Source organism: Streptomyces niger (genome assembly GCF_000718305.1).
In the GTDB taxonomy this organism is placed as follows: Bacteria; Actinomycetota; Actinomycetes; order Streptomycetales; family Streptomycetaceae; genus Streptomyces; species Streptomyces niger.
In genome coordinates, this window is record NZ_JOFQ01000001.1 from 365,640 (window position 1) to 381,869 (window position 16,230).

General features: G+C 71.2%; 16 protein-coding genes. 3 read left to right on the top strand and 13 right to left on the bottom strand.

Annotated elements, in window-relative coordinates; all coding sequences use genetic code 11:
- Window positions 1-5: 5 nt before the first annotated feature.
- Both IF20_RS38900 and IF20_RS01635 read right to left on the bottom strand, forming a co-directional pair.
- The gene (locus IF20_RS38900; protein ID WP_199896443.1) at window positions 6-161 is read right to left on the bottom strand and encodes a hypothetical protein; all 156 of its coding nucleotides are present in this window, start codon (window positions 159-161) and stop codon (window positions 6-8) included.
- 89 nt (window positions 162-250) lie between these two features.
- Complete coding sequence (locus tag IF20_RS01635) at window positions 251-799, bottom strand: nitrobindin family protein (RefSeq protein WP_052863066.1); 549 nt, start codon at window positions 797-799, stop codon at window positions 251-253.
- A gap of 183 nt (window positions 800-982) precedes the next feature.
- Here IF20_RS01635 and IF20_RS01640 point away from each other — a divergent pair, with 183 nt between their 5' ends.
- Window positions 983-2,470 (top strand): MFS transporter, encoded by a 1,488-nt coding sequence (locus IF20_RS01640; protein WP_052863067.1) that lies wholly within the window; start codon window positions 983-985, stop codon window positions 2,468-2,470.
- Between the two features lie 30 nt (window positions 2,471-2,500).
- On the opposite strand, the gene IF20_RS01645 is transcribed toward IF20_RS01640, so the two are convergent.
- The 5 genes from IF20_RS01645 to IF20_RS01665 form a co-directional block, all read right to left on the bottom strand.
- Window positions 2,501-3,355 (bottom strand): calcium-binding protein, encoded by an 855-nt coding sequence (locus IF20_RS01645; RefSeq protein WP_052863068.1) that lies wholly within the window; start codon window positions 3,353-3,355, stop codon window positions 2,501-2,503.
- A 213-nt stretch (window positions 3,356-3,568) separates the two neighbouring features.
- Window positions 3,569-4,906 carry a gluconate:H+ symporter gene (locus IF20_RS01650; RefSeq protein ID WP_052863069.1) on the bottom strand — a complete coding sequence of 446 codons (1,338 nt, stop codon included), beginning with the start codon at window positions 4,904-4,906 and terminating at the stop codon, window positions 3,569-3,571.
- A 108-nt stretch (window positions 4,907-5,014) separates the two neighbouring features.
- Window positions 5,015-6,361, bottom strand: a complete 1,347-nt coding sequence (gene gudD, locus IF20_RS01655; RefSeq protein WP_052863070.1) for a glucarate dehydratase — start codon at window positions 6,359-6,361, stop codon at window positions 5,015-5,017.
- A 48-nt stretch (window positions 6,362-6,409) separates the two neighbouring features.
- On the bottom strand, window positions 6,410-7,330 hold the full coding sequence (kdgD, locus tag IF20_RS01660; protein WP_052863071.1) for a 5-dehydro-4-deoxyglucarate dehydratase: 921 nt from the start codon (window positions 7,328-7,330) through the stop codon (window positions 6,410-6,412).
- A 276-nt stretch (window positions 7,331-7,606) separates the two neighbouring features.
- The gene (locus IF20_RS01665) at window positions 7,607-8,482 is read right to left on the bottom strand and encodes a LysR substrate-binding domain-containing protein (RefSeq protein WP_052863072.1); all 876 of its coding nucleotides are present in this window, start codon (window positions 8,480-8,482) and stop codon (window positions 7,607-7,609) included.
- Between the two features lie 211 nt (window positions 8,483-8,693).
- Between IF20_RS01665 and IF20_RS01670 the strand changes: the two genes are divergently transcribed.
- Entirely contained in the window at window positions 8,694-9,866 is a 1,173-nt protein-coding gene (locus IF20_RS01670; protein ID WP_110943770.1) for an L-talarate/galactarate dehydratase, read from the top strand.
- 217 nt (window positions 9,867-10,083) lie between these two features.
- Window positions 10,084-11,013 (top strand): 5-dehydro-4-deoxyglucarate dehydratase, encoded by a 930-nt coding sequence (gene kdgD / locus IF20_RS01675; RefSeq protein ID WP_052863073.1) that lies wholly within the window; start codon window positions 10,084-10,086, stop codon window positions 11,011-11,013.
- Window positions 11,014-11,272: 259 nt separating this feature from the next.
- Here kdgD (IF20_RS01675) and IF20_RS01680 read toward each other — a convergent pair whose 3' ends face one another.
- The 6 genes from IF20_RS01680 to IF20_RS01705 form a co-directional block, all read right to left on the bottom strand.
- Window positions 11,273-12,352 (bottom strand): ferritin-like domain-containing protein, encoded by a 1,080-nt coding sequence (locus IF20_RS01680; protein WP_052863074.1) that lies wholly within the window; start codon window positions 12,350-12,352, stop codon window positions 11,273-11,275.
- Window positions 12,353-12,468: 116 nt separating this feature from the next.
- Entirely contained in the window at window positions 12,469-12,918 is a 450-nt protein-coding gene (locus tag IF20_RS01685) for an SRPBCC family protein (protein WP_052863075.1), read from the bottom strand.
- Complete coding sequence (locus IF20_RS01690; protein WP_052863469.1) at window positions 12,918-13,181, bottom strand: acyl carrier protein; 264 nt, start codon at window positions 13,179-13,181, stop codon at window positions 12,918-12,920. Before IF20_RS01690 ends, IF20_RS01685 begins: the two co-directional genes overlap by 1 nt.
- 99 nt (window positions 13,182-13,280) lie before the next feature.
- Window positions 13,281-14,540: a ketosynthase chain-length factor gene (locus IF20_RS01695; RefSeq protein ID WP_052863076.1), complete on the bottom strand. Its 1,260-nt coding sequence runs from the start codon at window positions 14,538-14,540 to the stop codon at window positions 13,281-13,283.
- Entirely contained in the window at window positions 14,537-15,817 is a 1,281-nt protein-coding gene (locus tag IF20_RS01700) for a beta-ketoacyl-[acyl-carrier-protein] synthase family protein (protein ID WP_052863077.1), read from the bottom strand. Before IF20_RS01700 ends, IF20_RS01695 begins: the two co-directional genes overlap by 4 nt.
- Window positions 15,814-16,218, bottom strand: a complete 405-nt coding sequence (locus tag IF20_RS01705) for a cupin domain-containing protein (RefSeq protein ID WP_052863470.1) — start codon at window positions 16,216-16,218, stop codon at window positions 15,814-15,816. The genes IF20_RS01700 and IF20_RS01705 overlap by 4 nt, the downstream gene beginning before the upstream one ends.
- Window positions 16,219-16,230: the final 12 nt, after the last annotated feature.

Sequence of the window (16,230 nt, forward strand, 5' to 3'; positions counted from 1 at the left end):
TCGGGTCATTGGTGCCGGTGGCGGACGCGCTCACGTATGGCGAACGCGAGCAGGCAGCCGCCGATGACGATCGCGGCGGGCAGCGTGGCGGCGGGCGGGGCGTGCGCCGAAGCGCCCATCAGGCCCTCCGTCAGCAGGAGTCCGAGAAAGGGCAGAAGCATGTGATGCCTCTCATCGTGGACTTCGAGGTCATGGGTACCGTTCGTTGTGCAGCGCCCCGCGGGTACCCACCCGTCTCGGTTTCACCACATCACTCCGTGCCCCCGCGGCGCAGCCGCGCTGCGAGATGGTGTTGCAGCGGCTGACCGACCGCCGCCAGGTCGTGGCCGAAGTCGAGGGTGTCCGCATCGGTCAGGGTGTACCGGCGGCGGGTCGCGGTGACCTCCTTGGCGGTCGGCGTGCACGCCACCTGATGGGTGGCGAGGTCGACCGTCCCGTCGCCCACCCGGCCCACCAGGATTTCCGCGATCCCGGTGGGCTGCGTGATCAGCGCTTCCACCCGGCCGTCGGGTTGCAGCCGCCACCAGCCGCTCTCCCGGGCCGCCGGCCGCAGCGGCGCGCCGTCGGCGTCCAGCAGCCAGGCCCGGGCCTCGTAGGAGAGGAAGGGCCGGCCGTCGTGGCGGAAGGTGACCTCCTGTGCGTACGTGAAGTCCTCGGCGAGCGTCGGATACTCGCCGCTCCCCCGGCCGGTCCAGGTGCCCAGCAGGCCGAGCACCGGGGCGAGCAGCGCGTGCGGTGCCGGTGCGTCGCCCTGGTCGTAGGCGTCGGGGAAGGGGAGCTGCGGGGTGGGGTGGGCCATGTGGAGCGCTCCTGGGTCGGGGCCGGTGCCGGGGTTGGCAGCCTAGGGGGTGCCCTCGTGCCGCTCGTGTCGCCCGCACTGTGATCACACCGGTGACCGATATGCGGACACTCGCGTGGCCGGATCCGACCGGAGCCTACGATTCCGCCCTACCATGTCCCTGATCTGCACCGGAAGGCGCCCGTGAGCTCCACCTCTCCCCCGCCCGCCAGCACGTCGCCGGAGACGGCGTCCGGCACGGTGCTGATCCGTTCGGCGGCCGACGTCTCCGATCTGGTCAACTCGGGCACGGCACGCGGCCGGCACGCCAGGATGATCGTGATCATCGCGCTCGGCGGCATCTTCCTCGACGCGTACGACCTGAGCTCCCTCGCGTACGGGCTGCCCGACATCACGAAGCAGTTCGGCCTCAGCTCCACGATGGCCGGCCTGGTCACCGCCTCGATCAGCGTCGGCTCGCTGCTGGGCGCCCTGCTCGGCGGCTGGCTGGTGGACCGCATCGGCCGCTACCGGGTATTCATGGCCAACATGCTCTTCTTCGTCGTCACCGCGCTGGTGTCCGCGGTGGCGCAGGACGTGTGGACCCTGACCGTCGCGCGCTTCGTGATGGGCATCGGCGTCGGCATGGACATACCGGTCGCCATCGCGTTCCTCGCCGAGTTCTCGCGGCTGCGGGGCAAGGGCAGCAAGGGTTCCCGCACGGCCGCCTGGTCGCCCGCGTGGTACGCCGCGACCAGCGGCTGCTACCTGGTGATCATGCTGCTGTACTTCGTCCTGCCGGACGCGCAGCTGGGCTGGCTCTGGCGGTTCACCGTCGGCTTCGGCGCGGTGCCCGCACTGGTCGTGCTGCTGCTCCGCCGGCGCTACATGAACGAGTCCCCGACCTGGGCCGCCGACCAGGGAGACCTGGCGGGCGCGGCGCGGATCCTGCGGCAGTCCTACGGTGTGGACGCGCGCGTCGCCGACGACGTACCGGCGAAGGCGCCCCGCCCGCCCCGGCCGGGCCTGGCCTCGTACGTGCGGCTCTTCACACCGCCGTACCGCACCCGCACCATCCAGTCGGTGACGGTCGGCATCGCCGAGACCTTCGGGTACAACGCGGTCGCCTTCGGCCTGCCGATCATCATCGCGACGCTCATGACCCAGGGACCGCTGACCACGATCGCGTCGTCCTTCGCCCTGAACCTCGTCTTCGCCCTCACCGGTGGGCTGCTCGGCATCCGCTGGGCCTCGACGAAGGGCGCCTGGCCGATGATGACGCTGGGCTTCGCGATCCAGCTCGTCGCCATCGCGGTGCTCGGCCTCATCGGGGCGCCGTCCGGGACGGCCGTGGTGACGGCGGCGATCCTGATGCTCGGTGCGTTCATGTTCGCCCAGGGCTTCGGCCCGGGCGCGCACATCATGAGCTATGCCTCGCTGGGCTTCCCGACGTCGATGCGCGGCGTCAGTATCGGCTTCAACCAGGCCGTCCTGCGCCTCGGTTCGACCCTGACGCTGTTCTTCTTCCCGATCCTCAGCAGCGGCCTCGGGACGGACGTGTACTGGGTCATCCTCGGCGCGCCCGTCCTCGGCCTGATCGCCCTGCTCGTGAAGCGCTGGGAACCGGTCGGCTTCGACGCGGACGCCGAGGACCGCGCCCGGACGGCCACCGGGACGGCCGCCCGGAGCTGAGCCCCGGGGCCGTCCCGGCCGGCGGGCGCCTCAGTCCTGGTAGACCTTGTTGCTGCCCGGGCCGCCGGAGAGGGTGTCCTCGCCCCGGCCGCCGTACAGCACGTCGTCGCCGCTGTTGCCGTACATGGTGTCGTTGCCGTCCTCGCCGTACAGCTTGTCGTTGCCGCGGCCGCCGTAGACCTCGTCGTTGTCGGATCCGGCGTGCAGGATGTCGTTGCCGTCGTCGCCGTACAGCGCGTTGATGTCGCCGGTGCCGGTGACGGAGTCGTCGCCGGCGCCACCGCGGCAGACGTACTGGCAGGCGCCGGTGATGGTGTCGTTGCCGGCGCCGCCGTCGGCGCCGAGGCCGTCACTGCCGTCGATGCGGTCGTTGCCGTCGCCGCCGTTGTACTGGTTCTGTCCGGTGCCCTTGAGGACGTCGGCGCCGGCTCCGCCGTTGATCGCGGCGATGGCGCCGGTGTCGGAGGTGATCGTGACTCTGTCGTCGCCGTCGCCGAGGTCCACCTCGTAGTTCGTCGAGTCGTCGGAGCCGAGCGGCTCCGGGACCGTGCACTGCACGACGGTGTGGTCGGCCGCGGTGGGGTACGTGCAGGAGTCCCACTCGGCCGCGCCCGCGTCGACGGCCATGCCGGCCGGGTCCCGGAAGGTGATGAGGTAGTCGCCGCCGAACTCGGAGGGGTCGACGTCGATGCCCTCGACGGTGACCGCGAGGTCGTTCCGCTGCCCGTCGGCGGCCTGGTACCGGAGCACGCCCTCGTCGTGGACGACGGTGGCCCGGCCCGTTGCGGGCGTGGCGTCCGCCTGAGCGGCGGGCGCCACGAGCACGACCGCACCGAAGGCGAGGCCGGCGGCAGCGGTGGCGGCGAGTAATCCGTGCTTACGCATGCAGAGGTGCCTTTCACGTGGCTGATGGCGATTGCCCGGTGTTTCCGATCACCTGCTCAGACAGCGCCTCAGGGGCACCGGTTGCACCGAAATGCCCCTGTGGTCACGTGAGTTCGAGAATTCACCTACGAGCCGCCCGGGGTTCTCCCGGAGTGCTCCGGGAGGCCGCCGCGGAGACATGTCCCGCGGCGTTGCCGCCACCGCGGGCCGACGTCACCCCCCGAGCGCCCCGAGTGCCGCGTCCATGGCGAAGACGCCGCCGAGGCCGAGGACGGCGAGGACCGTCGTGTAGGTCGTACGTGCCTTGATGGCGTCCAGGACGGAGAGGTTGAAGTACTCCTTGAACATCCAGAAGCCGGGGTCGTTGACGTGGGAGAAGGCGATGGAGCCGCAGGACACCGCGAGGACCATCAGCTCCGGGGAGGTGCCGCTGCCGGCGACGAGCGGGGCCGCGATGCCGGCGGCGGTGGTCACCGCGACCGTCGCCGAACCGAGCGCGATGCGCAGGATCGCGGCGATCAGCCAGGCCAGCAGGATCGGCGAGATGGACCAGCCGTGCGTGAGGTCCTTGATGTAGTCGGCGATCCCGCCCTCGACCAGGACGTTCTTGAAGGCGCCGCCGGCGCCGATGACCAGCAGGATCATCGCCATGGCCTTGGCCGCGTCGCTGCAGGAGGTCGCCACGTCCTTGAGCGGGCGGCCGATGCGCGGGCCGAACACCCAGGCCGCCAGCACCAAGGTGAGCAGCAGGGCGACCGGAGCCGAGCCGAGGAAGGCGACCAGCGGCATCCCGGCGTGGTGTTCGCCGATCACCATCTCGGCCACCGACGCACCCGCGATGAGCACCACCGGGAAGAGCGCGACCGACAGGGACCAGCCCATGCCGGGCATCTCCTCGTCGGTGAACCGGCGGTCGCTGACCAGACCGGTCGGGATGGACGGGTCCATCCGGCGGACGAAGGCCAGCCGGGGCCACACCAGCGCGATGAGCGCACCGGCCGGGACCGCGATGAACAGGCCGAAGAAGAGGGTCTTGCCGATGGAGGCGTCGAAGGTGGCCGCGACGGCGGTCGGGCCGGGGTGCGGGGGCAGGAAGCTGTGCATCGTGGACAGTGCGATGGACATCGGCAGGCCGATCCACAGCAGGTTCTTGCCGGTGACGCGGACCAGGGTGAACGCCACGGGGACGATGATCACGAAGGCCACTTCGTAGAACATGGTGACGCCGATGAGCATGGCCGTGACCACCATGGCGACCTGGACCCAACGGTCGCCGAACCGGTCGGACATCGTCGTCGCGATCCGCTGGGCCGCGCCGGAGTCGCCCATCACCCGGCCGACCATCGCCCCCAGTCCGATGACGAGCATGGTGTCGCCTATCTGACCGCCGACACCTTCAGCGAGTACGTCGGGGATCTTCTCCAGGTCTATTCCCCGGATGACTGCCACGGCCACCGCGACCAGCAACAGAGCGATGAACCCGTTGAGCTTGAGCCGGGTCATCAGGAAGAGCAGCGCCACCACGCTGAGCGCCACGACGAGCAGGGGCATATCACTTCTCCCTTGAAGTGATGCCGGGTGCGGACCGCCGGAGCCGAGGGCCCGGCGGCCAGGATTCCCGGGTGGTGAGTGGAGGGGAAGGCGGTGCGTGTCGGGGGATCAGCGGACGAGCGCCGGCCGCTTCGGGTCGAACTTCCAGCCGGGCAGCAGGTACTGCATGCCGGCGGCGTCGTCACGGCCGCCGAGGCCGAGGCTGTGGTAGAGCTCCTCGGCGGCCGCCACGCGGTCCAGGTCCAGGTCGACGCCGAGGCCGGGTCGGTCCGGCAGGGCGATGGCGCCGTCGCGGATGGCGAGCGGCTCGCGGGTCAGGTGCTGGCCGTCCTGCCAGATCCAGTGCGTGTCGATCGCGGTGATGTTCCCGGGCGCGGCGGCGGCGACGTGGGTGAACATCGCCAGCGACACATCGAAGTGGTTGTTGGAGTGCGAACCCCAGGTCAGGCCCCAGGCGTCGCAGAGCTGGGCGACGCGCACCGAACCGTTCATGGTCCAGAAGTGCGGGTCGGCGAGCGGGATGTCGACGGCGTCGGCCTTGATCGCGTGCCCGAGCTGCCGCCAGTCCGTCGCGATCATGTTGGTGGCGGTGGGCAGTCCGGTGGCGCGGCGGAACTCCGCCATCGTCTCGCGTCCGGAGTAGCCGCCCTCGCCGCCGCAGGGGTCCTCGGCGTACGCCAGGACGTCGCGCAGCCCGCGCCCGATCTCGATGGCGTCACGCAGCAGCCAGGCGCCGTTGGGGTCCAGGGTGATGCGGGCGTCGGGGAAGCGCTCGGCGAGGGCGGTGACGGCGGCGGCTTCGGAAGGCCCGTCCAGTACGCCGCCCTTGAGCTTGAAGTCCTGGAATCCGTACCGCTCCTGGGCGGCCTCGGCGAGTCGGACGACGGCCTCGGGGGTGAGCGCCTCCTCGTCGCGCAGCCGCAGCCAGTCGTCCTCGGCGTCCGGGTCGCTGCGGTAGGGCAGGTCGGTGCGTGCGCGGTCGCCGACGTAGAAGAGGTAGCCGAGGACGGGGACGCTGGTGCGCTGGACGCCCTCGCCGAGCAGGGCCGCGGTCGGCACGTCGAGGTGCTGGCCGAGCAGGTCGAGCAGTGCCGACTCGACGGCGGTCACCGCGTGCACGGTGACGCGCAGGTCGAAGGTCTGGGCGCCGCGGCCGCCCGCGTCGCGGTCGGCGAAGCGCTCGCGGATGGTGCGCAGCACGGCGTGCGGGTCGCCGACGGGCCGGCCGACGACCAGGTCGCGGGCCTCCTCCAGGGTGCTGCGGATGCCCTCCCCGCCGGGCACCTCGCCGACGCCGGTACGGCCTTCGGAGTCGGTGAGCAGCACCAGGTTGCGGGTGAAGTACGGGGCGTGTGCGCCGCTGAGGTTCAGCAGCATGCTGTCCTGGCCGGCGACCGGTATGACGCGCATCGCGGAGACGACAGGGGTGCTGGTGGGAGGTGTGCTGGTGTTCATGAAGCGGTGCCTTTCGGAGCGGGTGCGGCGGGTGTGCGCGGCGGCGGCTCAGGCGCCGATACCCCGGATGAGGGTGGTGAGCTGCGCCAGCTCCGCCGGCTCCAGGTCGGTCAGCGGCGGCCGGACGGGTCCTGCCGGGTGGCCGGTGATCTGCATGCCGGCCTTGACGATGCTCACCGCGTAGCCCTGCTTGCGGTCGCGGATCAGGGTGTAGGGGAGGACGAAGTCGTCGAGCATGCGCAGGACGTCGGCCCGGCGGCGGTCCCGTACGGCGGCGTAGAAGTCGAGCGCGAATTCCGGGAGGAAGTTGAAGAGGGCCGAGGAGTAGGTGGTGACGCCGAGTTCGAGGAGCGGCAGTGCGTACGTCTCGGCCGTCGGCAGGCCGCCGATGTAGGTCAGGCGGTCGCCCATGCGGGAGTGGAGGCGGGTGAGGGTGTCGATGTCGCCGACGCCGTCCTTGAAGCCGATGAGGTTCGGGCAGCGCTCGGCGAGGCGGGCGACGGTGTCCGGGGCGTATACGGCGTTGGACCGGCTGTAGACGATGACGCCCAGGCCGGTGGCGCGGCAGACCGCCTCGACGTGGGCGGCGAGGCCGTCCTGCGAGGCTTCGGTGAGGTACGGCGGGAAGAGGAGCAGGCCGTCGGCGCCGGCACGCTCCGCCGCCTCGGCGAGCTCGACCGCGGTCGCCGTGCCGTATCCGGCGGGGGCGACGATCGGGGTGTCCGCCGGCGCGCTGTCGGCGGCGGCGGTGACGACGCGTGCCACCTCCGCCGGGGTGAGCGAGAAGAACTCGCCGGTGCCGCCGGCCGCGAAGAGTCCCGCCACGTCGTACTTCCCGAGCCGGGCGATGTTCGTGCGGTACGCGTCCTCGTCGAACGCGAGGTTCTCGGGCCGGAAGTGTGTCACCGGGAAGGACAACAGGCCGGAACCGAGGCGGCGGCCCAGTTCGGCAGGAGTGAGGTCGGTCATGGCAGGAGGCTCCTGGGGTGCGCGGAGACGGGCGGCTCACGCGGCTTCCCGGCGCCGGGCGTGGTCCGCCCACGACTTCCGGAACTCCCGGGCGGGCGGGGCGATGGCCCGAGCCCCGGACGGAAGCCGCTTCGATTGCTGGCCGGAACGTTAAGAGCCGGTTGCGATGCGGGTCCAACACCATTTCGGCATGCTGTGATACCCGCGGCGCATCATGAGGAGCGCCTGCTCATGCGGTGTTTCACAGGTCGGGCGCCGGCGGGCCGGAGGCCTCGCTCACAGGTGCCGGAGCAGCGCGTGCAGGGCCGGGTTGTCGTTGGCCCTGCGCCATACCAGGTGCAGCTCGACGGGGGTGGGGTCGGGCAGTTCGAGGGGCCGGAAGGTGATGCCCGAGAAACGCATCTGGGCGGCCGCCTCGGGGACGAAGGCAATGCCCCAGCCCGCGTTGACCATCGCCAGGAGGCTGTGGACCTGGCTGAGGTACTGGGTGAACCGTGGGGTGACGCGGGCGGCCCGGAAGATGCTGACCAGCAGTTCGTGGAAGTAGCGGGCCTCCACCGGGGAGTACATGAGGACGTCCTGCCCGTCGGAGTCGCTGATCCGCAACGGGCCGTCGTCCGCGCCGAGCGGATGGTCGCGGGGTACGGCGGCGAGCAGGCCTTCGCGGATGGTGGGGCGGGTCGCCAGGTCGGGGCCGGTGCTGGAGGGGCGGATCATGCCGAGGTCGAGGGAGCCCTCGGTGATCGCTTCGAGTTGGTCGCGGGTCACCTTCTCCCGCAGCACTATCTCGGTGCGGGGCATGGTGGAGCGGGCGACGTCGAGCAGTGTGCCGAGCGCGGAGTAGGCACTGGCCGCGGTGAACCCTATGGCGATCGCCCCGGCCTGCCCGGCGGAGACCTGCTTGGCGGAGAGGGTGGCCGCTTCCGCCTGGCGCAGGATGTTGCGGGCTTCGTTGAGGAAGGCGCGGCCGGCCGGGGTGAGGCGTACGGTGCGATTGGTGCGGTCCAGCAGCTGTACGCCCAATTCGTGCTCCAGCAGCTGAATCTGGCGGCTCAGGGGCGGCTGGGTCATCCGGAGGCGTTCGGCGGCTCTGGTGAAGTGCAGCTCCTCGGCCACCGCGACAAAACTCGCCAGCTGCACGAGTGTGAACACCAATACCCTCCAGGTATGGAATCATCCAAAAACTAAGTTGGACGTGGATCAATCGCCGACCTTAGCGTCAGGCAAAACCCACGGCGAGCCGCCCCTCCCCCGCCGGCGCCCGGCCCGGAGGGGGCTGCCCGTGCCTCTGGGGCCCGGCACCGCCACCACGGCCGGCCGCATCCGCATCCACCCACGACCCCAGGGACACGAAGTGGTGACCATGACGCACTCAGCCACCTCCGCAGCCGGCCGTCACGGCGAGGCGACGCTCGACACCATCGCCTGGATCAAACTCTCCTCGGTCACCCTGCCGCTGGCCACCCCGATCAGCGATGCCAAGGTGCTGACCGGGCGGCAGAAGCCGATGACCGAAGTGGCCTTCCTGTTCGTGGAGATCGAGACCGAGCAGGGGCACCGGGGCATCGGCTTCAGCTACTCCAAGCGCGCCGGCGGCCCCGCCCAGTACGCACACGCCAAGGAGATCGTCGACGAGCTGATGGGCGAGGACCCGAGCGACATCGGCAGGCTGTGGACCAAGCTGGTGTGGGCCGGCGCTTCGGTGGGGCGCAGTGGTGTCGCCACGCAGGCCGTCGCCGCCGTGGACGTCGCCCTGTGGGACCTCAAGGCCAAGCGGGCCGGACTGCCGCTGGCCAAGCTGCTGGGTGCCCACCGCGACTCGGTGCGCTGCTACAACACCTCCGGCGGGTTCCTGCACACCCCCACCGAGCAGGTCCTCGACAACGCCACCGCGTCGCTGGCCAGCGGCATCGGCGGCATCAAGATCAAGGTCGGGCACCCGGACGGCAAGCAGGACCTGCGCCGCCTGACCGCCGTGCGCGAGCACATCGGGGACGACGTGCCACTGATGGTCGACGCCAACCAGCAGTGGGACCGGCCCACCGCCCAGCGCATGGGGCGCGCCATGGAGGAGTTCGGCCTGGTCTGGATCGAGGAGCCGCTGGACGCCTACGACGCGCAGGGGCACGCCGCGCTCGCGGCCTCGCTGGACACCCCGGTCGCCACCGGCGAGATGCTGGCCAGTGTGGCCGAGCACTACGAGCTGATCCGGCTGAACGCCACCGACGTCATCCAGCCCGACGCGCCGCGCATCGGCGGCATCACCCAGTTCCTCAAGCTCGCCGCGCTCGCCGAACACCACCACCTGCAGCTGGCCCCGCACTTCGCCATGGAGATCCACCTGCACCTCGCCGCCGCGTACCCCATCGAGCCGTGGGTGGAGCACTTCGACTGGCTGGAGCCGCTGTTCAACGAGCGCCTCACGATCAGCGACGGGCGGATGCACGTGTCCGCGCGTCCCGGACTGGGCATCACCCTCAGCGATCAGGCGCGCGCCTGGACGCAGGCCACCCACGAGGCCGGCAAGCGCCCCTGACGTCGCCGCCACCTCCTTCCGGCGCGGGCCCCGCTGTTACGGCAGCGGGGCCCGCGCCGCGTGCGTACGGGCAAGCCGCAACGATGCTCAGCAGGTATTGATGAATGCCAAAACAGTGTTGGACCCGCATGACTCATGGCTCGTAGCGTCGTCACCGGGCACACCGCTCACGGCGCGGCCACGCCACCACCCCTGCATCTCATCGCGGAGACCACGCATGACCTCTTTCAGCCCGTCAGAGCTCGGCCGGCGCATCGGCTCGGGCCTGCTCTCCTTCCCCGTCACCCATTTCACGGCCGACGACCTCTCCTTCGACGAGGGCGCCTACCGCAGCAACATCGAGCGGCTGTCGGCGTACGAGGTCGGCGGGCTCTTCGCGGCCGGCGGCACGGGTGAGTTCTTCTCCCTGACCGCCACCGAGACCGAGCAGGTGGTGACCGCGGCGGTCCAGGCGGCCCCGGAGGGCACGCCGATCCTCGCCCCGGCCGGGTACGGCACCCGTACGGCCGTCGAGTACGCCCGGGCCGCCGAGCGGGCCGGCGCCGACGGCATCCTGCTGTTCCCGCCCTACCTGACCGAGGCGGGGCAGGACGGGCTCGCCGCACACGTGGCGGCCGTGTGCCGCGCGACCTCCCTCGGCGTCATCGTCTACGGCCGCGCCAACGCCACCTACACCGCCGGCGCCCTCGCCCGCCTCGCCGACGCGTGCCCCAACCTCATCGGCTACAAGGACGGCACGGGCGACATCGACGCGATGACCCGCATCCACACCCGGCTCGGCGACCGGCTCACCTACGTCGGCGGCCTGCCCACCGCGGAGACCTACGCCCTGCCGTACCTCGAACTCGGCGTCACCACCTATTCCTCCGCCATCTTCAACTTCCTCCCCGACTTCGCCCTGCGGTTCTACGGCGCCGTCCGCGCGCGGCAGCACGACACCGTCCGCGCCCTGCTCAAGGACTTCGTCCTGCCCTACACCGAGATCCGCAACCGGCAGCCCGGATACGCGGTCAGCATCGTCAAGGCCGGCATGACCGCCACCGGCCACGGCGCCGGCCCCGTACGGCCGCCGCTGACCGACCTGACACGCAGCGAACTGGCCGAACTCACCGCGCTCATAGGCGAGTTGCCGACCGTCACCGCCTGAGGCGCCGCTCGCCCCGCCCGCACCACCGCGCACACCCCCGCAGAAGGACGAACCCCAGGTGACCACGGCGGCCCGCACCCCGCCACCTCCGACGTCCGCACCACCTCTGTCGGCTGCCTGGCGATCGACCGCTTCCTGCGCCCCGTCGCCTATCAGAACCTGCCTGAGCACCTCCTTCCCGCCCCTCCAGGATGACAACCCCTACGACATCCCCCGCCGCATCGACGGCGCCCTCACGTCGGGCTGACGGCCCGCGGGGTCAGGGCTGCCGGGACACGTAACGGAATTCGGGGCCGTAGGTGGCTTCCGGGTCGCCGGGCTGCGGGATCTGCATCAGGGCGCGTGCCAAGGCACGCATGCTGGTCATGGCGCTCACCGCGCCCCGCAGCGTGTTCAGCCGGTCGGTTGCGTCCGGTGTGCGCCAGGCCGCCTCGAAGGTGCGGAGCATCTCGCTGAAGTAGGCGTTGAACTCGTCGAGCAGCACGACGACCGCTTCCGGTACCCGCGAGGCTCCCCTGTCGTTCGCCCAGCCACCGGCCGGCACCCTGCCCATGGGATACACCGGGGGAATGACGACAGGTCGGTCCGAGAACTCCCACCTACCGGAGCGGTTCTCCAGCTTCCGGCCCCGGCTGATCTCCAGGAAGGCGTAGTAGTGGGCCAGCTCCCCGGGGTCGAGGGGGTACGGATTGATCGGCGAGGCCGAGGTGCCCTCGCCCTGTTCCTTGATGATGGTGAGCGCTTCGTCGGCGGCCTCCCACGTGGCGAGGGGTTTGACGTCGTTGCCCCGCCCGTGCACCTGCTGGAGCGGCCACTGCAGTTGGTGCCCCTTGTCACCGACCAGGTGCCGGTTCGCGCTCAGGACGCGTTGCACCTTGGCGTAGAAGGCACCGATCGAGGAGTAGTCCTCGCCTCGCGCGGAGACGACCGGGTCATCGGTCTTCTCGATCGCCGCGAACATGCCGGCGGCTGCCCTGTCGAAACCGCTCAGCTGGACGGTCAGGCCACGGTTCACGCCGCCGGGTAGCGGGCCCGGATACCTGGGCAGCTGCTCCGGATCGGTCAGCACGGGGGTGCCGCCGATGGCGCTCAGCAGATTGCCGACCAGCCCGAAGTGCGACATCTCGTCGAACAGGATCTCCCGGACGGTCTTGTACACGCCCGGCGTGGACTCCACGTCCTTGATCGACCAGACGGCACAGGCGTACGGGGGGATGGTGGCGAGCTCCAGCATGAGCGCTGTCTGGAGCGCCTCCCTCAGCCACTCCTCCCCACACTTCACGTCCGCCACCTGCATGAGCTCGGCGACGGTGTTGCTCCGGTGTTCGAGGTGGGTCATGGCGCGTCCTCTCCACTGCGGGTCCTCTGCTGGATCACCGCTGTGTGGGCTGCCGCCGCAGCGGGAGTGGTCCTGGGACGCCACTCCCGCTGCGGCGGCGGATGGTGGCCGGGGCGTCACGCGGCGGCGGCCTCGACCTTCTCCTTGATCAGGTGCATCTGGGTCGCGGTGTTGCGGTTGAGCCGGTCGGTCATCTGGGCGTCGTCCAGCGGGGCGCCGGGCTTCATCGCGAAGTCCTGGACCCAGCGCATCCGTACGCCCTCGGGGCTCTGCACGTACGACCAGTGGATGTTCATGTACATGAAGGCGCCGGTCTCCACCCGGTGGGCCGACACCGTGCGGTTCGCCGCATCGGTGGTGCGCCGGGAGACCCAGCTCCAGATGGTGCCCGTCTCGTCCGGATGGAGCGTGAGCCGGAAGGTGACGGTGTCCCCGTCCCGGTCCAGGATCTCGGCCGCCGCGTACTCGCTGAACAGCTGGGGCCAGGCGGCCACGTCGTTGGTCATGGACCACACCAGGTCCATCGGTGCGTCGATGACGATCGTGTTGTCCGTGTGTCCCGCCATCAGACCTTCACCTCCGCGAGTCGCGCGACGACGTACGTGACGGCCTCGCGCAGGGTCATGGTGTGCGACAGGTCGCCGTCCGGGATCGTGATGCCGTATTCCCGCTCGATGCGGCTGGACAGTTCCAGCACCGCGAGCGAGTCGTAGTCCAGGTCGGTGAACCGCTGGTCGGCGAGGTCCGCACCGTTCATGTGGACGTCGTCGTTGGTCCCGGCGGCCTCGTACAGGATGCGCTTCAGGTCGTTGACGGTGAACTCAGCCATGGTGAACTGCCCTTCCGGCATGGGTCATCGGATACGGTCCGTCGGTCATGGGGTACGGTCCGTCGGTCGTGAGGTACGGTCCGTCGGTCATGGGGTCGGTCATGGGGCGACGTCGGTGCGGTTGCCCGCCGCCACCACCAGTGCGGAGGTGAAGCCGCCGTGGCCGCGCGCGAGCACCAGTGCGGTACCCGGGCCGAGGGGCCGCGGCCGGTCCACGACGAGGTCGATGGCGTACTCCGGAGCGGCCCGGTCGAGGCCGGCGGTGTGCGGCACCACTCCCGCGCTCAGGGCGAGCAGCGCGGTCGCGACGTCCAGGGCGGCGCCGCCGTAGAGCCGGCCGGTGAGGACCTTCGGTGCGGTCACCGGCACGCCACGGGCGCCGAACACCTCGGTGAGCGCCCGGGCCTCGGCCCGGTCGCGTCCCGGTACGCCCGAGGCGTCGGCGACGACCATGCCGATGTCCGCCGGGTCGAGCCGCGCGTCGGCGAGGGCGCGGCGGATGACCGACGCGAGGACCGGTGGCCGACCGGAGTCGGCCGGCGGGTCGAACCCGGCGGCGTAGCCGAGGAGTTCGCCGTAGTGTTGCGCTCCGCGGGCGCGGGCGGACGTGGCGGTCTCGACGACCAGGAACGCACCGCCCTCGCCCGGTACGAACCCCGATGCGGCGGCGTCGAAGGGCAGGTAGGCGCAGGCCGGGTCGTCCGCTGTGGACAGTTCGCCGGTCATGGTCTGCGCGACCAGGCCGTACGGGCTGAGTGAGGCGTCGGTGCCGCCGCTGAGCACCAGCTCGGAGCCGGTGTTCAGGAGCCGCCGGGACTGCCCGAGCGCGTCGAGCCCGCCGGCCTGCTCACAGCACAGCACTCCGCACGGGCCGCGCATGCCGTGCCGGATGGACACCTGGCCGGTGGTCGCCGCGTAGAACCAGGCGATGGACTGGTAGGCCCCCACCCACGACGGCCCCTGCTGGTACAGCCGCTCCATCTCCCGCTGGCCGAATTCGGTGCCGCCGGAGGAGCTGGCGGTCACCACCGCCATCGCGTACTCGGGCAGCGCCTGCGGGTCCACGGCCGCGTCGTCGAGGGCCTGCTCGGCCGCCGCCAGCGCGAAGTGCGTGAACCGGTCGGTCTGCGGGACGAGCCGGCCGGGCACCCGTTCCTTGGCCACGAACCCGGGCACTTCGCCCGCCACCCGCACGGGGTAGCCGGCGGGGTCGAACCGGGTGATGCGGCCGAGACCGCTCTTCCCGGCGAGGACCGACTCCCAGTGCCGGCGCGCCCCGATGCCGGTGGGGGCGACGACGCCCAGTCCGGTGACCACGGCCGTGCCGCGGTGTCCGGCGCGGATTCCGGATGCGCTCATGCCGCCTCTCCCTTGCTGTCCAGGTCGTACCGGCCGAGCACCATCGCGCTCTGGAAGCCGCCGAACCCGCTGCCCACGGTGAGCACCCGGTCCATCCGGTGGGCGCGTGCCGTCACCGGTACGTAGTCCAGGTCGCACTCCGGGTCGGCCGCGGCGAGGTTGGCCGTCGGCGGAACGGTCTGGTGGCGCAGTGCGAGCGCACAGGCGGCGATCTCCAGCGAGCCGATGGCGCCGAGCGAGTGCCCGATCATCGACTTGATGGAGCTGACCGGCACCTCGTACGCGCGCGGGCCGAGGCTCCGTTTGAAGGCGGCGGTCTCGTGCCGGTCGTTCTGCTTGGTGCCGGAGCCGTGGGCGTTGATGTAGTCGATGTCGTCCGGGTCGAGGCGGGCCCGGTCCAGGGCGACGCGGATGGCCTCCGCCATCTCGCGGCCGTCCGGCTTCAGACCGGTCATGTGGAAGGCGTTGCTGCGCCCCGCGAATCCCAACACCTCGGCGTACACCGTGGCGCCCCGGCGCCTGGCCGCTGCCGCCTCCTCGATGACCAGTACCGCGGCGCCCTCGCCCAGCACGAAGCCGTCGCGCCGGCCGTCGAAGGGCCGGGAGGCGTGCGCGGGGTCGTCGTTGTTGGGCGTGGTGGCCTTGATGGCGTCGAAGCAGGCGGAGGTGATGGGCGAGAGCGGGGCGTCGGTGGCACCGGCGAGGACGAGGTCGGCGCTGCCCTCCTCGATGAGCTGGACGCCGTGCCCGACCGCGTCGATACCGGAGGTGCAGCCGGTGGAGACCAGCGCGACCGGGCCCTCGGCCTCGGCCTGCCGGGCCACCTCGACGGCGAGGGTGCTGGGCACCATGTAGCCGTACAGGTGCGGCACTCCGTAGGAGTGGTCCACCAGCCAGTTCCGGCCGCCGTCGGACAGCACGGCGTACTCCTCCTCCAGCCCCATCGTGCAGCCCACCGCGCTGCCGATGCTGACGCCGACCCGGCCGGGGTCGCCGGCGGGCAGTTCGATGCCGCTGTCCGCGATCGCCTCGCGCGCCGCGACGACCGCGAACTGCGCGGCCCGGTCCATCCGCCGCGCCTCCTTCGGCGTCAGGCCCGCCGCCGCGGGATCGAAGTCGCACTCGGCGGCCACCCGGGAGCGGAAGCCGGTGGCGTCGAAGAGGCTGATCGGGCGGGTGGCGGTACGCCCGGCGGCGAGCAGGTCCCAGTAGGCGTCCCGGCCGTTGGCACCGGGCGCCACCACCCCCACACCGGTGAGCACTGCGCGGCGCGTCATCGCACACCACCGACGTCCGGGTTGCCCGCCTCGGCGTGCACGGGGCTTTCGGTGTCGACGTGGCCGAGTTCGGGACGCGGCGCGAGCGGGGACAGGTGGAAGACGCCCTTCGCGGGCACGTTCCCGGTGTTGACCAGCCGGTGGCGTACGCCGATCGGCACGAGGAGTGAATCGCCGGGCAGGAGCGGTGTCGGGTGTCCGTCCAGCGTGATCTCCACCTCGCCCTGGACGACGTGCAGGAACTCCTCGGAGTACGGGTGGTAGTGCTCGGTGACGTGTTCCCCCGCGGCCAGCTGCAGCACTCCCCCGAAACCGGAGCTGCAACCGGCCGTCTTCGGGCTCAGCGTCACCCGGATGTCGCCGCCCCGCTTGGTGTTGGCCGGCACCTCGTTCGAGGACACCTTGCGCGCCGG